General features: G+C 39.1%; 15 protein-coding genes. 6 read left to right on the top strand and 9 right to left on the bottom strand.

Annotated features, from left to right (window positions below; genetic code table 11):
- The first annotated feature begins 37 nt into the window (after positions 1–37).
- Positions 38–1,486: an amino acid permease gene (locus H9X96_RS01955; protein WP_187664651.1), complete on the top strand. Its 1,449-nt coding sequence runs from the start codon at positions 38–40 to the stop codon at positions 1,484–1,486.
- An 11-nt stretch (positions 1,487–1,497) separates the two neighbouring features.
- On the opposite strand, the gene H9X96_RS01950 is transcribed toward H9X96_RS01955, so the two are convergent.
- Positions 1,498–2,742, bottom strand: a complete 1,245-nt coding sequence (locus H9X96_RS01950; protein WP_187664650.1) for a glycosyltransferase — start codon at positions 2,740–2,742, stop codon at positions 1,498–1,500.
- A gap of 89 nt (positions 2,743–2,831) precedes the next feature.
- Between H9X96_RS01950 and H9X96_RS01945 the strand changes: the two genes are divergently transcribed.
- Positions 2,832–3,413 (top strand): tRNA-(ms[2]io[6]A)-hydroxylase, encoded by a 582-nt coding sequence (locus H9X96_RS01945; RefSeq protein ID WP_187664649.1) that lies wholly within the window; start codon positions 2,832–2,834, stop codon positions 3,411–3,413.
- Positions 3,414–3,552: 139 nt separating this feature from the next.
- Here H9X96_RS01945 and H9X96_RS01940 read toward each other — a convergent pair whose 3' ends face one another.
- A complete protein-coding gene (locus H9X96_RS01940) occupies positions 3,553–4,533 on the bottom strand; it encodes a hypothetical protein (protein ID WP_187664648.1) in 981 nt (326 codons plus the stop codon).
- Positions 4,534–4,745: 212 nt separating this feature from the next.
- Between H9X96_RS01940 and H9X96_RS01935 the strand changes: the two genes are divergently transcribed.
- Positions 4,746–6,092, top strand: a complete 1,347-nt coding sequence (locus tag H9X96_RS01935; protein WP_187664647.1) for a hypothetical protein — start codon at positions 4,746–4,748, stop codon at positions 6,090–6,092.
- On the opposite strand, the gene H9X96_RS01930 is transcribed toward H9X96_RS01935, so the two are convergent.
- Positions 6,076–7,965 (bottom strand): TonB-dependent siderophore receptor, encoded by a 1,890-nt coding sequence (locus H9X96_RS01930; protein WP_187664646.1) that lies wholly within the window; start codon positions 7,963–7,965, stop codon positions 6,076–6,078. The genes H9X96_RS01935 and H9X96_RS01930 overlap by 17 nt on opposite strands.
- Before the next feature lie 189 nt (positions 7,966–8,154).
- On the opposite strand from H9X96_RS01930, the gene fabV reads away from it, so the two are divergent.
- Positions 8,155–9,345, top strand: a complete 1,191-nt coding sequence (gene fabV, locus H9X96_RS01925) for an enoyl-ACP reductase FabV (protein WP_187664645.1) — start codon at positions 8,155–8,157, stop codon at positions 9,343–9,345.
- A gap of 53 nt (positions 9,346–9,398) precedes the next feature.
- Here fabV and H9X96_RS01920 read toward each other — a convergent pair whose 3' ends face one another.
- The 5 genes from H9X96_RS01920 to H9X96_RS01900 are packed head-to-tail and all read right to left on the bottom strand — an operon-like array spanning position 9,399 to position 16,072.
- The gene (locus tag H9X96_RS01920) at positions 9,399–9,803 is read right to left on the bottom strand and encodes a response regulator (protein ID WP_187664644.1); all 405 of its coding nucleotides are present in this window, start codon (positions 9,801–9,803) and stop codon (positions 9,399–9,401) included.
- Positions 9,793–10,872, bottom strand: a complete 1,080-nt coding sequence (locus tag H9X96_RS01915) for a hybrid sensor histidine kinase/response regulator (protein WP_187664643.1) — start codon at positions 10,870–10,872, stop codon at positions 9,793–9,795. Before H9X96_RS01915 ends, H9X96_RS01920 begins: the two co-directional genes overlap by 11 nt.
- An 11-nt stretch (positions 10,873–10,883) precedes the next feature.
- Positions 10,884–13,046 (bottom strand): 7TM diverse intracellular signaling domain-containing protein, encoded by a 2,163-nt coding sequence (locus tag H9X96_RS01910; protein WP_187664642.1) that lies wholly within the window; start codon positions 13,044–13,046, stop codon positions 10,884–10,886.
- Positions 13,046–13,735, bottom strand: coding sequence for a hypothetical protein (locus H9X96_RS01905; protein ID WP_187664641.1), 690 nt, complete (start codon positions 13,733–13,735; stop codon positions 13,046–13,048). The genes H9X96_RS01910 and H9X96_RS01905 overlap by 1 nt, the downstream gene beginning before the upstream one ends.
- Entirely contained in the window at positions 13,736–16,072 is a 2,337-nt protein-coding gene (locus tag H9X96_RS01900; RefSeq protein WP_187664640.1) for an Rv1355c family protein, read from the bottom strand.
- 265 nt (positions 16,073–16,337) lie between these two features.
- Between H9X96_RS01900 and H9X96_RS01895 the strand changes: the two genes are divergently transcribed.
- Positions 16,338–16,805 (top strand): response regulator, encoded by a 468-nt coding sequence (locus H9X96_RS01895; protein WP_062549753.1) that lies wholly within the window; start codon positions 16,338–16,340, stop codon positions 16,803–16,805.
- Between the two features lie 226 nt (positions 16,806–17,031).
- The gene (locus tag H9X96_RS01890; RefSeq protein ID WP_062549752.1) at positions 17,032–17,499 is read left to right on the top strand and encodes a response regulator; all 468 of its coding nucleotides are present in this window, start codon (positions 17,032–17,034) and stop codon (positions 17,497–17,499) included.
- Between the two features lie 14 nt (positions 17,500–17,513).
- On the opposite strand, the gene rpoN is transcribed toward H9X96_RS01890, so the two are convergent.
- Entirely contained in the window at positions 17,514–18,983 is a 1,470-nt protein-coding gene (gene rpoN, locus H9X96_RS01885; protein WP_187664639.1) for an RNA polymerase factor sigma-54, read from the bottom strand.
- Between the last annotated feature and the right edge of the window lie 203 nt (positions 18,984–19,186).

Below are 19,186 nucleotides of genomic sequence, written 5' to 3'. Positions count from 1 at the left end.
CTTATATTCATTTATCATTAGCGCAATACCATAAAGATTGAAGCAAGTAGAAGAAAAACCTGAGGAGCAGAAGCTTCAAAGGGGTTTGCAAAACAGACATATCCAACTCATCGCCCTTGGTGGTGCTATAGGAACCGGTTTATTTCTAGGTATCGGTTCTGCTGCAGTTTTAGCAGGTCCATCCGTAATTTTAGGTTATGCCCTGGCAGGGATTATCGCCTTCTTCATCATGCGCCAATTGGGCGAAATGGTGGTAGAAGAACCTGTGTCAGGAAGTTTCAGTCACTTTGCTTTTAAGTATTGGGGCTCCTTTGCTGGATTTGCCTCCGGCTGGAATTATTGGGCATTGTATATTTTGGTGAGCATGTCTGAATTGACAGCTATTGGAATTTATGTGCATTTCTGGTGGCCTGAGATCCCATTGTGGACTTCCAGTCTTTTCTTTTTCATCGTGATCAATGCCTTAAATCTGACCTCAGTAAAGGTATACGGGGAAGTAGAGTTCTGGTTTTCCATCATTAAAGTGGTGGCCATCATTGCCATGATTGCTTTTGGGGCTTATTTATTGCTGACTGGGAGCGGTGGAGAACAGGCAAGTGTACAAAACCTATGGAATGACGGCGGTTTCTTTGCCAAAGGATGGTTTAGCGCTGATGGAAAAGGTGGCTTTCAAGGATTATTTGCTGCGATTGCGCTGATCATGTTCTCTTTCGGCGGACTGGAGCTCATCGGTATTACGGCTGCTGAAGCAGAAAATCCGGAGAAAACTATCCCTAAAGCAACCAACCAGGTGATCTATCGGATATTGATTTTCTATGTAGGGGCATTGGTCATTTTGTTCTCCTTGTCGCCATGGAAGAATATTACCACGGATAGCAGCCCTTTCGTGATGGTATTTGAAAGTCTGAAAGGCTTTGAAATTCATGCTTTTGGGAAAACAATATATTTTACCAGCATCATTGCCAATGTGCTGAATATGATTGTGCTTACAGCTGCTTTGTCTGTGTATAACAGTTGTGTATATAGCAATAGCCGAATGCTTTTCGGCCTTGCCGAACAAGGAAATGCACCTGCTTTCTTGTCGAAACTGAACAAAAATCATGTGCCAATTAAAGCGATTCTGGTATCCAGTCTTTTCGCCGCAATTTGTATCGTCATCAATAAACTGATTCCTGAAAAAGCTTTGGAAATATTGATGTCACTAGTGGTGTCCTCTTTGATTATCAATTGGCTGATGATCAGTATTACCCACTTGAAATTCAGGAAATCCAAAGATGCAGCACTGGTGAAAACTAAGTTTCCTTCTTTTATCTATCCATTGTCTAACTATATATGTCTGGTATTTTTACTGGGAATTTTAGTGATCATGTGGATCACTGGAATGAAACTTTCAGTGGAGTTAATTCCCGCTTGGATTCTCCTTTTATACATTTGCTACGTGCTGGTGAACAGAAGGAAGTTGAAGCAAGGTAAAATTACGAAATGATCCTAAATGTTTTAAGAGAGATGTCGTTTTTTTTCTGTAATCCATAAAGACATATATTTAGTGCTGTTCGAATGGTGGTATTGCAGGATCTGACCAAAGAAATTATGCTGACGATGAGTGGTTAGGTCTTGGCTTAAATTTTTCAAGGTCATTCCAAAAGCGGTTAAAAATATAGACTTAGCATATCTCTTATTTAAAAGCTGGATGCCGTTTTGCTGTGCTTTCAGCCATTGATCTTTCATTTGATACAAAGTAACTGCTGCATCAATGAAGTGCTCAGGATCATCGGCAATGATTCCATTCCATGCTAAATCCCCAGCCATGGCTTCTGCACCAGTGGTACTGGTCACATTCGGGGTACCTGTTATTATGGCATCAATGAATTTCCCTTTCAAACCAGCTCCAAATTGAATCGGTGCAAGTAATACCTTATGCTGAGCAATTGCTGTTTTAGCATCTTCAGCACGTCCATGAATCAGGAATTTTTCTTTTTCATTGTGGAGCTGCATCACTTTCTGATTGCTGTAGGCCCCATAAATATGCAGCTGTACGCCCGGTAGTTTTTTCCGGAGCACAGGCCATATTGTTGTTTTTAAGGTTTGCAGCGTATGCCAGTTCGGTTCATGTAAGTAATTGCCAATAAACACGAATCCTGCTCTTTCATCAAAAGACGGCCAGTGCTTAAGGTCTTTTTCTTCCAATGTTTCTTCTAAAAATGGGAGGTAGTAAATTAAAGAAGGATCAATACGAAAAGTATCTTTTAAAATATTCATTTCCACTTCAGAAATGATCAAAGAAAGGTCACATCGGAGTATAGCCGCGATTTCTCTTTTCGCCATATCGCTAAACAAATCACTGATGTGAAAAGGCTGTCCGCTTTTTACAGCCTTTTGCCGCGCATGACGTAAACAATGCAGGTCTTCCGTATCTAGAATTCTAAGTGCATCCGGACATTCCTGCTGTACCCGCCAGCCATATTGTTCTTCCATCACAAAGCGGTCGAAAAGTACTGCATCCGGGCAGATTTCCCGAATCAATCCGTTAAAACCATCGTCATTTAATTCAATAGCAAGTTCTGCTACGCCTTTTTCTCCCAGATCAAAACTATAAGCCGTTTTAGCAGCTGCACAAGCAAAAGTGACCTGATGTCCCTCAGCAATAAAGAAATCTATCAGCTGAAGCATCCTTGTTCCCGCTGCTGAAGAGCATGGCTCTGGCCATACTAACCCTATGATAAATGTTTTCTTTCCGCTCATTTCTTTAAAATTGTCGCAAAATAGATGTTTTTACTGCAAAGCCTGTGATTATTCCTAATTTTGGAGCAGAGAATTTTATTTATACCCTCATGCTTGGACTAAAATTATTAACAGATCCCCGTTGGGCCAATATTGCAGAATCAAATTTAGAAGAGATATTAACGGATCATGCCTGGTGCGAACAAAAAGCCGCAACAAACGCGATTACTTTAATTACCAATAATTCTGAGCACATGGATTTAGTGGAAGAACTCACGGCCATTGCGATTGAAGAAATGCAGCATTTTCAAATGGTGATCGAAATTATCAATAAACGCGGATATACTCTGGGAAGAGAGCGTAAAGATGATTATGTAGGTCGATTGGTGAAATTTAGCCGTAGAGATGGCAGTAGAAATAATGCCTTTATTGACAGACTATTATTTGCGGCAATGATTGAAGCAAGGAGCTGCGAACGATTTCGTGTGCTGTCACAAAACATCAAAGATCCTGAATTGGCGAAGTTTTACCATGACCTCATGGTATCTGAAGCGGGTCATTATACTACATTCTTAAATTTTGCCCGTAAATATACCATTGATGTAGATGTGGATGCGAGATGGAAAGAATGGCTGGAGTTTGAAGGGGAGCTGATCCAAAGTTATGGTAATAGAGAAGCGATACACGGTTAATTCAGATGTGTGGTTGTAAATATTAACCCCCAAAAGTTTTTATCCAGCTTTTGGGGGTTATTTCGTTTTGATACTACTTCTTTCAATAAGAATTGAGCGATAGGTGATCGAATAAATCGTCTGTTTTTCAGGTTAAAGTTTAGATCGATAATAAAAACCCAATGGTGAAATTCGAATCCCAATCAAATACAAAGGTATTACAGTTCGTCGCATCTGCAATACCCTGATAGATGTTTACGCCACTTTTGATTTTGATTTTATCTGTTTTGTATCTTTCTGGATCTTTTAATACAGTATATCTTTCCTTTCCTTTCCTGCCTTGATTGGCAAGCTCAAAAGGTACACCACCAATGATAAAGCATACCTTACGCTGGGCATCAGGTATTTTTTGAGCCGCCTGTTTTACTTGATCGTAGACTACCTGATCAGTCATGTCTTTTTCATAATATTTAGCACCTGGGATTTCTTCAAAATGTAAGGCATTGTCTTTCCAGCATATTTTCGTGTTTCCAGAACCAATATCTACCACAAAGGAAGTGTTTGCATAGGCGTCGGGCAATACAGATTTTAGGGCTAATTTCCCTTCTTCTTCAGGTGTAACCAAGTTTACGATATAGCCCATCTTTTTTAATTCTGAAGAGATGGTGGCAGTTTTAGGCTCTTTTTGTGCACCAGAACTGATGACAAAATGAATGTTTTTTGATTTTACTCCCTTATCGAACATACCACCTATATAATCTTTTAAACCCATTCTGATGTCGGTGGTGCTGGCCATACCCTCATAGACAAATGACTTTCCGAAATCTTTGGAAACAATCTCCCAGCGTTTCTCTTTGTCTATATTTACAATGAAAGAATTGAAACCTGAGGCTCCTACTTCCACCACACCTTTGTACTCGCCATTCACCGGTTTTTCCGGGGTATAATCAAATGCTCGCTGGTCATCCGGACTGCTGACTAGCGCTTTCTTTTTTAGGGTATAGATTGAATTTAAATTGGTTGCTTCTGCATCAAATCTGCCGCTTTCTAAAGCCCAATAACCAGCACCAATGATTAAAATGATGATGATAACTGCTTTTATTGGCCAGGATGCTCTGCTTCTGGTAGTCTTTTCTTCCATGTTGTTGATCTGTTCTTTTGTTTTTTAAGGCGTTAATATTAATATAGAAGGTAGATGCAATCAGATAACGAATATAGCACATCAATTTATTTATGTGTGCTATTTAGCAAGATTAATTAATTAAACATTCTTGCTATATTGAGTTTCAAACCTTGCTGTATCCAAGGTAAAAATCAGCTGCTACTCCCTTTATTAAAACCCAAAAATGAATTATGACCAATTTTAAGATGGATCGTCAAACTTTTAGAGATTTGAATGTATTTAATGATGCTTCGGGGGATGAATCTATTTTTAGTTTTTTTAAAGCAACAAGGACACTAGGAGGGAAGGAGAAAATTCTGGAAATGATGGAGCACCCATCATCAGATTTTCATTTGCTGAATGGGCGTAAATCTGCCATCAAATATTTTTATGATTATAAGATACAGCTGGAGGTTAAAAGCGAGCAATTAGACCTGATTGGCTATTACCTGAAATTCAATAAAGTACTTTCCAGAAATAATATGCTGGATGCTTTGGTGGATTTCATAGGGAATAACTCTACTAACGACTATTATATCGTCACCAAAGGATTAGAGTTTCTAATCAGTACTGTAAAATATGTTTCCCGTTTTATAGCCGAACAGGACCTGACAATAATGCCAGAGTATTTGAAGAATAAACTAGAAGAAATAGAAAGGATATTGAACATTGAGTCTTTAAAGGCTGCTGCAGGACTTCATGAAAAGAACCTTAAGTTTTATCAGGTGAGCAAATTCGACCATAGCTTTCGTGGGAAAGAGAAAATGGAACTCCTGCATTTAGTCGAATTGATTTATGAACTGGACGCTTATGAAACCATTGCTGCGGTGGCGAGGAAAAGGCTATTTTGCTTTCCTGAATATTCTGAAGGCGAAAACCTGGAACTCGAACTTGTCGGTTTCTTCCATCCTTCTTTTGATCAGCCAGTTGAGAATGATATTTTTTTGAACCAAACTGAAAACATGGTTTTTCTTACTGGGTCCAATATGGCAGGTAAATCATCTTTGTTAAAGTCATTAGGATTGGCAATTTACCTGGCGCATTTAGGCTTTCCGGTTCCTGCAATTTCAATGAAAACAGCTGTTTTTAATGGTTTATTGACCACAATTAATCTGCCGGATCAGCTCGGACAAGGACTCAGCCATTATTATGCTGAAGTAAAACGAGTAAAGGAAGCTGCCACGGCACTCCTGGAAAATAACCGGATGTTTATTGTTTTTGACGAACTTTTTAGAGGAACGAATGTAAAAGATGCCTATGATGCTTCTTTGCTAATCATTTCAGAACTGACGGCCATTCGTAATTCGATGTTTTTTATCTCTACGCATCTGGTGGAGCTTGCAGCTGCACTCCAGCCACTAAACCACATTACTTTCAAATATCTGGATACCTATTTTGAAGGAGAAAAGCCGGTATTTACCTACCGGCTCAAAGAGGGTGTTTCTGAAGAACGTTTAGGGACATACATCCTACAAAAAGAAGGGATTGTGGACATCCTCCGTGCTGTTGTTCTCCAGAAGATTAATAATTCAGCTTAAAGCCTAAAGTATACCAGGATCCTGGCATTGGAATGGCTTCCGCTTCAATAAATTGTGCATTAAATAGGTTACCTGCATCCACGTAAATGTTATAATGCGGTTGCTTGTAAGCCAGTTTTGCATCGATTACCGTATAATCTTTATAAGTGATGCGGTCCTGATAACGGGCAGCAATGGTCAAATCCATTACCTTGCAGAAAGAGGTCGTTAAAGTACCGTTCAATTGATTCTTCAAACTTCTCAATGCATATCTGGAGATGTTAGCAGTAGAAATAGTCGTTTTAATGGTTGGATCCAGGTAGGTATAAGCAGCGCCCAATCTGAAGCCATTCAGGATACCATTGCTACCAGCAGGAGCAGTCCAGCGATAATCTCCACTTAACGTCAGTCCTGTGGTGTTGACCTGACCATAATTTTGTGGCTGATATGGGTCGGTTATTTTTTCCTTTGCCCAATCAATGAAATCCTCTATCCGGCGCGTAAAATAGCTGGCATTTGCGGAGAAATGTGCGTTGTTGAATTTAACTCCAGCTTCGGCATATTTTGATTTTTCAGGGCGTAACTGGTCATTCCCAATATTGGTTTGCCCTTTATAATAAAGGTCGGTATAAGTAGGTAAACGCTGTCCAGTACCTAAATTCCCATACAATCTCCAGTTCCCGTAAATATGGTAGCCAATGTCCAAACCGGGAAAAGCCTGCCAGCCATAGTCGGAATTGTAATTGGTATACGCGCCAACATTAATGGATAATCGATCCAGAGGTTCAAACTTATACTCTCCAAAGAATCCGCTGTTGCTGCGATTTCTTTTGCCAAGGCTACTGCTTTTGATGTATTCTGTTCTCGTTTCCAGACCTAATCCAAAAGTACCAAAGCTAGTTTGTATCGTGTTGTTTAGCTCTGCATCCAGGACATTACTCAGGTGATGGTTGGCCGGATAAGCCAGTGTTACCTTGTTAAATAGGTAATTATCTACGTTATTACGGTAACTGATTCTTGGAACCATCGTCCAGTGCTCCGTAATCTTTGTGGTGTAAGACAGCGCAGCAAGGGCTGTTTTTACGGTTTCTTCTGATTCCTTATCATTTGGTGCAGCATAAAATCCATTTGCACCGAATTTATTATAGACATAGCCGGCCATTACATCCAGCTGGTCTTCTTTTCCTACCTTGATTTTTCCTTGATAATACAGTTTCTGGTTATTGAAAGCAGTGTTGTAGCGATACCCATTACCTGCTTCCCGTCCGATAGAAAATAAATGACTGGATTGAGCTAAAGCGAGGGTACCAGTCAGATGCTGACCGTTATTCAGGTAAATGCCGCCAGCTCCATCCCGCTGTTTAAAACTGCTTCCAGCAAATACATTGGCTGAAATACTGGTTTTCTGCGGACTGCGGGTTACGATATTGATCGCTCCGGTTAATGCGTTTATACCGTATACTCTCGAAGCAGAGCCACGCAGGACTTCAATATGGTCAATATCGTCCATAGTGATGGGTAGATTCATCATGTTGTGACCAGTCTGCGGATCCGTAATTTTAACCCCATTGAGTAAAACGAGTGTTTCATCAAAGGTACCACCATCAATACTAATGTCGGCCTGACTGCCTCCAGGACCACGCTGTCGAACATCAATACCAGTTACATAGCTGAGCAATTCACTAACCGACCTTGCCGGTAAGCTCTTGATCTTTTCCCGGTCAATGATCCAGATGTTTCTATTTTGTTTCGAAAAAGGAAGCTGAAGTCGGTTTTCTTGTACCATCACTTCATTTAATTTTGTGGTGTCAGCCAAAGGTTTGGTTGTTTGTGCATTTAATGTTATACTGGAACCCATCAGGGCCATAAAATACACGGAATTTTTAAAAAGCATTATGGTTTATTTTGAAGGCCAAAGATATATTGTTTTCGAACTTTAAACCACATAAAATCTTTACCTAGTTTTTCCAACCAATTTTCCCCATAACTGGCATACTTATTTTGTTTTAATTATGTTTGCTGAATAATTTGATAAGAACCGCCTTGCGGAAATTTACAGAAAAAACGTATAAAGAGAATAAATATGATTATTGCACCGAAAATTCGTGGGTTTATCTGCCTGACTGCTCATCCTGATGGCTGCGCTCAAAACGTGTTAAACCAGATCAATTACGTGAAATCTAAAGGCCCTATTGACGGACCTAAAAGAGTCCTGGTTATTGGCGCATCAACCGGTTTTGGTTTATCGTCAAGGATTACCAGTGCCTTTGGATCTAATGCATCTACTATTGGTGTATATTTCGAAAAACCACCAGCACCTGGGAAAACAGCTTCAGCGGGCTGGTACAATACTGCTGCATTTGAAGCACAGGCTCAAGAGGCTGGTTTATATGCAAAAAGTATCAACGGTGATGCCTTTTCAAAAGAGATCAAAGAAAAAACTCTGGAATTGATCAAAGCTGACCTGGGACAAATTGACTTGGTGATTTACAGTTTGGCTTCTCCAAAAAGAGTTCACCCGGTAACAGGTGTCGTACACAGCTCTGTATTGAAACCAATTGGTGAAGTTTATACCAATAAAACAGTAGATTTCCATACAGGAATCGTTTCTGATATCTCTATTCAGCCTGCTCAAGGTGATGATATTGAAAATACAATTGCCGTTATGGGTGGTGAAGACTGGGCAATGTGGATTGATGAATTGAAAGCCGCGGGTTTACTTGCAACAGGTGCAACTACAGTTGCGTATTCTTATATCGGCCCATCATTAACAGAAGCAGTTTACCGTAAGGGTACAATTGGCCGCGCTAAAGATCATTTAGAGGCCACAGCGTTCCAGATTGCTGATCAATTAAAAGATATCAATGGAAAAGCTTATGTGTCGGTAAACAAAGCTCTGGTTACTCAGGCGAGTTCGGCAATTCCAGTAATTCCATTGTACATTTCTCTTTTGTACAAAATTATGAAAGCAGAAGGTCTTCATGAGGGATGTATTGAGCAAATTCAACGTTTGTTCAAAGAACGTTTGTATACAGGTGCTGAAGTACTGACAGATGAGCAAGGAAGAATCCGTGTAGACGATTTAGAGATGCGTGATGACGTTCAGGCGCAGATTGCTGCGCTTTGGCCAGAAGCGACTACTGAAACACTTCCTGCAATCGGCGATCTTGCTGGTTACAAAAAAGATTTCTTAAACCTATTTGGTTTTGACGTAGCAGGTGTTGATTACGAGGCTGACGTGAATGAAATGGTGGAAATTTCAGGATTGGTTTAAACCAATTTATCAGGATAACAGAAAAGCGCTTCCATTTGGAGGCGCTTTTCATTTTATAAGTGTTTATTTAATTCTTCTTCCAGTTCTTTCGGAAACAATGGTTTTCGGAACAACTTCACCACATGTGGATTCGCTTCCGCTTTTTTGATGTCTCCAAAATCCAATGTGGAGGAGAGTATCGCTACCACACATTTCTCTGTGATTGACTTTGGGAGCCCTTTATAAATTTCCAGGAACTCAAAACCATCCATCTCCGGCATCTGAATGTCCAGCAGAATGAAATCAGGAATCTTATCCTCTTCATTTTTGTTCCTGCTGAGGTAGTTCAACGCCTCTTCACCAGATTGGCAAAGAATAATTTCATCAAATAATTTAGTGATGGTGATGATCTTGGAATTGATTTTCAAGTCAACTTCATTGTCATCAATTAACATAACCTTTCTTACCTTATTTAACATTTGGAATTGTGATTTTAAAGGTGGTACCTTCTATAGCATTCGAACTTACTGTAATCTTTCCGTTGATTTTATTGAGCGCTTCTTTCACAATGAAAAGGCCCAGGCCGCTTCCATGGTTGATTTTACTTTTAAAGAATTGTAAGAATATCTTTTCTAAGTGCTCGTTTAGAATGCCCATACCGTTGTCATTGATGCTAATGTGCACCTGAGTTGGCTGAACCTCCACCGAAATATTTACATGCTTGTTCAGTTCTGTTTCTTTCTGATACTTGATCGCATTGGAAATCAAGTTTCCTAAGATCACTTCAATGCGGAAGGCATCTCCAAAAAACAACTCATCCTGAATGATGTTCACATTGAACTTCATGTCTTTGTCTGTATAAGCATAGAGCTCAATCAGATCGGCAACCAGTTTTTTGAAGTTAATTTCGGTATGTTCCGAAACCGTCTTGTTGTTTTTATAGTACTGCAGCGTTTTCTGAATGTAATAATCTAATCTGTTGGAGCAGGTTTCTATCAATCCCCAGTACTCACCGCTAGAATTAAATAGGCCTTCCATTTTCACCAGGTTTACAATTCCCATAGTAGAAACCAATGGTGCCCGTAATTCGTGAGAAATACTATAAATAAAGCGATTCAATTCATCATTGGTTTTTTCTAATTCTGCGACTTTATTTCTCAGGTCTATTTTAGATTTATAAGCATCATACGCATTTTTGATAGAGTTGTGCAGCTCCAGATCATTCCATGGTTTGGTAATATACCGGTAAATATCGCCATGATTGATCGCATCAGCCAAGGCCTCAATATCGGTATAACCAGTCAATAAAATTCTGGTAGGATCTGGAAACGTATTTTTGATGTTTTTGAAAAACTCCACACCTGTAATATTCGGCATCTTCTGATCCGCAATAATCACTTGTACTGCAACGTTCTCAAGGATTTTTAATCCTTCGTCGGCAGAAAGGGCAGTGTAAATTTCATACTGTCGCCTAAAACTTGCTTTGAAAGCGAGCAAGTTATTTTCTTCATCATCAATATACAGAACACGTATAGTTGTGGCATTCATAATAAAGTTTATTATCGTGAGATTACGGGTAAGGTAATAATAAATTCTGTACCTTGATTTACTTTTGTCACAACATCTATGTGGCCACGATGGTTTTCAATGATCCTAAATACGATGGATAAGCCTAATCCGGTGCCTTCTCCAACATCTTTAGTCGTAAAAAACGGTTCAAAAATCTTTTGTTTGACTTCTTCAGTCATTCCTGATCCTGAATCCTTAATACTGATTTTCACTTCTTCTCCTTCTTGCCAGGTGCTGATGCTCAATTGCTCCTCTGTATTTGATACTTCTTTTCCTTTAATTGCCTGGATGGCATTGCTGATCAGGTTCATAAATACCTGGTTGATTTTTCCGGGCATACATTCTACTTTTGGCAGGGTACCATAACTCTTGACAATCTGTAGATTTCCAGGAAATGTACTTCTCAATAACACAAGGGTAGAATCCAGACCTTCATTCAGGTCGACAGGCTTGGTGTCATTTTCATCCAGTCTGCTGAAATTTTTAAGACTTCTGATAATTTCTGCCGTACGTGTTGCACCTTCACCAATTCCTGAAAGCAGGGATTTAATCTCTTCTCTAACGAAATCCAGGTCAATAGACCTTTTAAAATTTTCAATTTCGCTGAGCTGCGGATTGAGGTCCTGTGTTGGATCAACGTTTTCATACATATCAATCAGCTGATTCAGATCGTCAATATCCATCTGAAGCGGTTTGATATTGGAAGTCACAAAATTGATTGGATTGTTGATCTCATGTGCAATACCGGCAGTCAGCTGACCTAAAGAAGCCATTTTCTCTGAATCTACCAATTGAGACTGTGTCTCTTTCAGGTTAGATAAAGCATCGTTTAAGCTGGTGTTGATGTTTTCCAGTGCTTCTGTTCTTTCCTTTACTTTAATTTCCAATAGGACATTTTGTTCACGTACCAGTTTTTCATTCTCAGTCAGGATTCTCAAAGCTTCTGATTGTGATTCTTCTTTCTCTTTCTTGAAGATGTTGATCTTGTCGGCAAGTGCAAAAGATAGCAATACAGCCTCTAAACCAGAGCCAATCAGGATCGCATTATTCGTTAAGAAAGTATAAGAAAGTACACCAATATCCTTCATGATAAATATTATTACCCCAATTAGGAAGCAAGACCATGAAATTGTAAAGTATAATGCTGGACGATATTTTTTTCTATATATTAATATACCTGTAACAATAACTGATATGGATGCGATGATAGTGAGCAGCTGTAAAGCCATTTGTGCTTCTACAGGATAGCCAGCCAGACTAATGGCAAAGCAAAGCAGGTAAAACAGGATCAGGATGTTCAGGTAACGATTGACCTTAGGATAGAAATATTTAACGTGCAGGAATTCTTTAGTAAAGAGAATCGAGGTGATACCCACGAAAACAATGGAGAATATCAATCCCTGATTGTTTAAATTCAAGTTATCGCCCCAAAGTAAGGAGAAAGCATAGCCCTGTAAGGAAAGCTGTGTAAAGCCAACGCTAAAAATATAAACCACATAAAACAGGTAGCTCCGGTCTCTTACCGTGAAGTATATAAAGATATTATATAAAAACATGGTGATGATGAGGCCAATATATAAGCTGAAAACATTACTTTCCAGGCTCAAGCCCTCCATAATTGAGGTATAAGAACCTATAAATAATGGGAGTGTAACCGGACTGGATGAAGAAACTTTAAGGTAATACGTTGTGGTATCTGTACTTGTTCTCAGCCTAAAAATTGGGTCCTGATGCACCACATCACGATGGTGAATCGAAACCTCATTTCCTGATTTAATCTCTTTATATTGTCCATGTTCCTGATAATAAAATGCAACTTTATCTAGATTCGGACTTTTCAATTGAAGGAAAAAATCGGTTGAATTTTGAATGTCTGCCACGTTGAACTTGATCCAGATTGTGGATTTTGTGAGTCCGAAATTGGCAATTTTATGGTGATTGGCAACGAATTTACCATTTTTAATGATTTCCTCCAGAGAAAGGTTTCCAGAAGAATCTTCATAGGTGGAAACCTGGTCGCTGATGTTAATTGGCGCGGTAGCTGCGCTGTTTAGCTGAATCAATTGTGCATTTGCAGGACCGAACCCCAGCAAAAAAAGCATCACCAAACAAAATAATTGCGGAAGCTGCTTTAAACTATTTAGGTACTGCATTATCTGTTAAACTTTAAATCGTACATGATGTCTACTTCTCCTTTAGGGCCGGTTTCTGATCGTACCTGTACAGGATTTTCAATGAGGTCAAAAACCAGTTCTCTAATGGTAGGCTCGGCTTTTTCCAGGGTTCTAAGGTTGTCAATAATTACTGCTGTTGCAATCAGATCAAGTTTGGGATAGTAAAATTGACCATTGTTACCAACATCAATATTCACATCAAACCCTGTTCTTTTACCTCCTCTAACGGTAGCCGGCGCACATAAAGCAAATAAACTATGCAGTCCAAGTGTGTAAGCCAATGCCACAGAAGCGCGGATTAAAAAGATACTGCCAATTCCAAATCCTGCAATTTCCCTGGAGTTCCACAGGCCGCAAAGTTCGCCGGTTTTTAGTAATTTTCTTTCTTTTAACTGATCAAATATTTTAGGATCCAGTTTTCCGATTGCGTCTTCTATTGGGAGTGGTAAATCTTCATCAGCAATCTGAATGCGGGCACCGCCCAATGCCCGTCCATCTTCTGTAGATTCTACCAGGATCACATAAGTGTTTTCATGCTGCATCCAGGCATGTTTCGCCGAGGTAATCATGGTGATGCCGTAGATTTCCAATACCTTTCGATGGCCATCTATAAATTTATGACATAAAGCCTCATTATCTGTCGCCTTAAATGCGGTGAACTTTACCATTTATTGGGTTAAATTAGCTATGAATATTTTTTCTATTGGTAAACGTTTAGAAGGAGTTCCTTCTGCTTCTGCATAGAATAATCTACATAGAAAAACGCTCACTTCCTGCTCATCTACTGTTGGAAAGCAATTGTAGAAAATCTCATTTAATTCAGAAAACTTGTCTTTAAGATAAAAATCCTGATTCAGTCCATCTCCGTATTTTAAAATGTTAAAGTGTAAAATGCTCGCTGTCATCGGATGAAGGGAAATTCCAGCACGATTGGCGGTTAACCACATCCTTTCTACTGCTTTTCCTCCTTTGATGAAATCGTCTGAAGTATAATTAGGCATGGTGACCAGGGCAATTGCGGAGGAAGCCAGACCGGATTTTTTCGAGAGGCGTTCCAATCCTGTACCCATTTTCCAGTGTTTCAGCAAGTCCAGTACCTTTGGGTCTTTTGCAATTCTCATCCCAATGGCTTCTCCAGCTGTCAGACCAAAAGATTCCAGATCTAATCCATCGCCGGTTCTTTCACTTTCTTCTTTGGTAAACCTCAATTCCAGGTTAAATAACTCATGGTGTCCGGTAGGGGTATACAAACGGAGTTTATCCGATTCGCCCATGATATTTGCTACCTTTTGGATGGCCGCAGGATCTTCAATGAAATAAATTTTCGCGCCTGCTACCTGCTCTGTTTCTGCTTTGATCTCGGCTAAGGTCTCAGCAGGGATGGCTTTGATCACTTTAGGCTGATTTCTATTGGTATTTCTAATGCTTGTAAAATCGGCCAGACCGTCTTTTTGATGTCCTACTGCTGCCTTTGAAAATTGCAGTACAGCAATTAACTCAGGGATTTGAGGGTCAGGAAAAAGCTGTTCTATCACCTGAAGCTGAAGCGTTTCTGCTTTCAACCGGATGCTCTCCAGGGTTAATCCGAAACCGACATAGGCGATGATGTTCTTATGATTTGCGAAAGAGAAGGAGCGTTCAGTATCATGGAAAAGAAGTAGTGCACCGTCTTTGTACAACCATTTCCAAGGTTGATTGTTGCCTGCAGAACTGCCTCTTTGTGCAGTATGTATGAGTTCGTCCAGTTGTTCGCCGTCTAATTCAACCGCGTTTTCTGCTTTTTCAATTTTTAACTGCGCAGCCAGTACCTCCATTTCCGGAAAGGAAATTCCCTTTGCAGGCTTCAGGATTTCAGTATTGGTATTTTCTTTTACGGGATCCGCGATGATTTCTTCGATGTCTACAAAGAAACGACCTGAAACAGAAAGTTCTGAAAGGAGTATTCTCCTCGACAAATCAGCTGTGATTCCACCGCCGTAAGTAACGGCACTGGCCAGCTGTGGCCATGAAGTGATGGTTTGCTGGATTTCAATCATCGAAGCCTTCATCCTGGTGGATAAGGTTTCCACGCCTGCAATTGGTAATATATAAGGTATTTTCTCTTCGTTGGTTTTAAGGTGTTTGACTTTCGAAATGTCCAGGTGCTCTATATATCCATGTAAAATCGGACGGTTTGGTTCCAGATCGAAACGCTCAATATCTATGGTACCTCTATCACTGGCTTCCATTAATACTGGAATCTGATGGGCTTTCGCCTTTACTCTGCAAAGGATTTTAATGTCGATGCCGTCACACTCGTCGATTAAAAGATCTAATTTTCCGTTTTCAGTTAAAAAGCTTTCAATATTTTCTTCCGTAATTCCTTCATGGAAACAGGTTACTTTCAGGAAAGGGTCAATTTCCGCAATTTCTCTGGCCACAATGACCGTCTTTCTTAAATCTACATTTTGAACCCCACTGCGAATGCGGTTGAGGTTGGTCAGGTCCAGGTGGTCAAAATCTGCAATGCGTAATTCACCGCAGCCACGCTCAATAGCCAGGGTCAAGGAAACAGATTGCCCCACAGAAAGACCAATCACGCCAATTTTTTTCTCCATCAGCTGGTCTTGCTCCTGCTGCGTGATTTTATGCTTGTTTCTATTGGTCCGAACCAGGATAAATTCTTCCTTGTCAAGGACATGAACCAATTTCTCAATCCAAGGATAATAGACCCAAACTCCATAAGTATCTGCGTCCTGACCATTCAAACGTTTTACTATAAGTTCGTCGATTTGATCTTTACTCAGCACCAAGGTTGGATTTAAGCCTTTAACCAGGTCAGTAAGTTGATTTGTAATGCTGTCAAAAACCTGGATATGTGGTTTTTCTTTTAGCAAATTCAATAGCGAAGATTGATCTTCTGGATTTAGAATTCTAAAAAATAATGGAGTATAGATTTCACTATACTTTTTGGTTTGCGAAGCTAGCTCTTTTTTAAGTTGACGTAATTCTTTATCTAATTGCATTTGTTCTATGAGATATACCCTTTAATCATTACAAAAATTCTATTAAAATTATACTTTTAACCGTGATAATGAAAGTATAATTTTTATTATTATGGAGGTGTTAATTTTAATTAACGCGTTACCCACTAATAATGAGCTCTATTCCCTTGATTATTGTCCCAAACAATAGAATTGAAATATTCTATTGTTGTAAAATTTCAACCAAATTACTTCATTGAACCTTATAAAAGCAATATATTTAAAAAAATTATATTAAATTCATAAGATGAATTCTAACGCATCCATAAATGTCCTGTACATAGACGATGAAGCTCACAATCTGAACTCTTTTAAAGCTGGATTTAGAAGAATGTTTAATGTCTTTACCGCTGAGTCTGCAGAGGAGGGGAGAAAGGTTTTGGAAAAGCAATTAATCCATGTGATCATTACCGATCAGCGGATGCCTGTTATGACGGGGATTGAATTCCTGGAATCTATTATTCCTGATTTTCCTGAACCGATCAGAATATTGCTCACAGGTTACGCTGATATTAACGCTGTAATTGACGCCATCAACAAAGGACAAGTTTACAAGTACATCCAGAAGCCCTGGATGGCAGAAGATCTGCGGATCAATATTGAAAAAGCTTTTGAAATCTATTCGTTAAGAAAAGAAAACCGGGAGCTGACGGAAAAGTTACTGATCGTGAATCAGCAGCTGGAATTTTTATTCCGTCAAAGTCTCTTATCCTAAATATTAGGACCAGAATTTCGGATCTATATCAATTTCATATTGCTATAGATCCGAAAAAGTACTTTATGAAAATTTGATGATTTCTTTAATGAATGGCCTTCTAATGATATTTTAATACCAATTTGTGTAATTATTTAAGAATAAAACCTCAATTAATTTTTATCTTTAAATAGTTTTTTTGTTCATAATAATTGAAATATATTTAACAAAAAAAGGCAAAAATTCTATGAACTCCGATACTTCCGTAAACGTTCTCTATGTTGATGATGAAGTTCACAACCTCAATGCTTTCAAAGCAAGTTTCCGACGTAAATTCAATATTTTCATTGCAAATTCTGCAATTGAAGGTAGAAAAGTTTTAGAATCTGAGGATATCCATGTGATTGTTACGGATCAAAGAATGCCGGTCACTACTGGAATTGAGTTTTTAGAATCTATTATCCCTGATTTTCCTGATCCGATAAGAATTTTACTTACAGGTTATGCAGACATTAATGCGGTTATCGATGCCATTAATAAAGGGCAGGTGTACCGATACATTCAAAAACCTTGGATGGAAGATGATTTGAGGATCAATATTGAGAAAGCATTTGAGCTTTATACTTTGAGAAAAGACAATAGAGATCTGACCGCCAGCTTATTGGTAGCCAATGAAAAACTGGAAAACTTATTGAGAATGGGGACTGATTTATAGTCCCCATTTGTATTTTACAGCTCTTTTCTTAAACGTGCTACCGGGATATTCATTTGCTCCCTGTATTTTGCAACCGTTCTTCTGGCAATATTATAGCCTTGTTCTTTTAGGATTTCTGTAAGTTTCTCGTCTGCCAATGGCTTGCGTTTGTCCTCATTTCCAATACAGTCTTCCAGGATTTTTTTCACCTCTTTATTCGATACTTCTTCGCCGCTTTCCGTTTGGATGGCTTCAGAGAAGAAAGATTTCAAGAGAAAAGTTCCGAATTCCGTTTGTACATATTTTGAGTTTGCTACCCTGGAAACCGTAGAGATGTCCATGTCGATTTTATCGGCAATGTCTTTTAAGATCATTGGACGCATTTTGCGCTCGTCGCCGGTGAGCAGGTACTCATATTGGTACTGCATGATGGCGTTCATTGTTTTCAGCAAGGTCTGCTGTCTTTGCTTAATGGCATCAATAAACCATTTTGCAGAATCCAGCTTCTGTTTCACGAACTGAACAGCCTCTTTTAATTTCTTATCTTTTTGTGCTGCTTTATCATAATGATCAAACATGTCGATATAGGATCGGCTTACCCTCAGTTCAGGCGCATTTTTTGAATTTAACGTCAAAATCAAGGTGCCATCATTATTGCTCACATGAAAATCAGGAATCACCTGCAGCTGTTTCGTGGTCACTTGATTGGAATCCCCAGGTTTAGGGTTTAAGCGCAGGATTTCTGCAATGATCTCTTTCAGGTCTTCACTATTCAGTCCTAAAGCCTTTTCAAGTTTATCATAGTGTTTCCTGGTAAACTCATCCAGGTAGTTTTCTACGATGATAATGGCTTTTTGAATGATCGGATTTGAAGGGTCTTTACGCTTTAATTGTAAGGTAAGGCACTCTTGTAAATCTCTGGCAGCAATTCCCGGAGGATCGAAACTTTGAATGACCTTCAGCATTTCTAATACATCCTCTTCTTCTACCATCGCATTCTGTGAGAAGGCAAGGTCATCGATCATAGAGGTAATCGGCCTCCGCAAATAACCGTCGTCGTCTAAACTACCAATGATCTGCTTTCCTATGATGAAATCCTGATCAGATAATGGAACCAGGTCCAGCTGTTCCTGTAAACTCTCAAAAAAAGTACTTTCAATCGCAATTGGAGTTTCTTTTTTCTCTTCATCATCCTCATTATTATAAGAGGTGCTATAGTCGTTTACATTATCGTCCTGTAAATAATCATCTACGTTAAATTCATCTGTGTTTTCTTCCTTCGCACTTGGATCAAAATCATCCGGCGTATCATTTAAATCATCATACTCGCTTTTAGGCTCCTCAGCGATCATTAAGCTGGGATCTTCAAGCGCTGGATTTTCCTCCAATTCTTCCTTAATTCTGGTATCTAATGCAACAGTAGGTACTTGCAGCAATTTAATAAATTGAATTTGCTGAGGGGAGAGCTTTTGAAGTAATTTTTGTTGTAGATGTTGTTTAAGCATGTTTTATCAAAGCGGTATTATGTGTACCCGTTCCAAAAATACGAATTTGGTTTACATATAAACTATCAAGACAAAGTATTATTGTGTATTTAGCAAGAATAAAGGCTTTTTCGAAATCCGGTTTTCTTAAAACATTTTTTACTATCCTCCATTTTGGCCGCTATTATTTTGGCAAACAATTGGGATTAAAGCGCTGTTAGGTA

The sequence above is a fragment of the Pedobacter sp. N36a genome (genome assembly GCF_014472395.1).
GTDB lineage: Bacteria > Bacteroidota > Bacteroidia > Sphingobacteriales > Sphingobacteriaceae > Pedobacter.
Note: the sequence above shows the minus strand (reverse complement) of the source record. Positions and strands in the feature narration are given on the sequence as shown.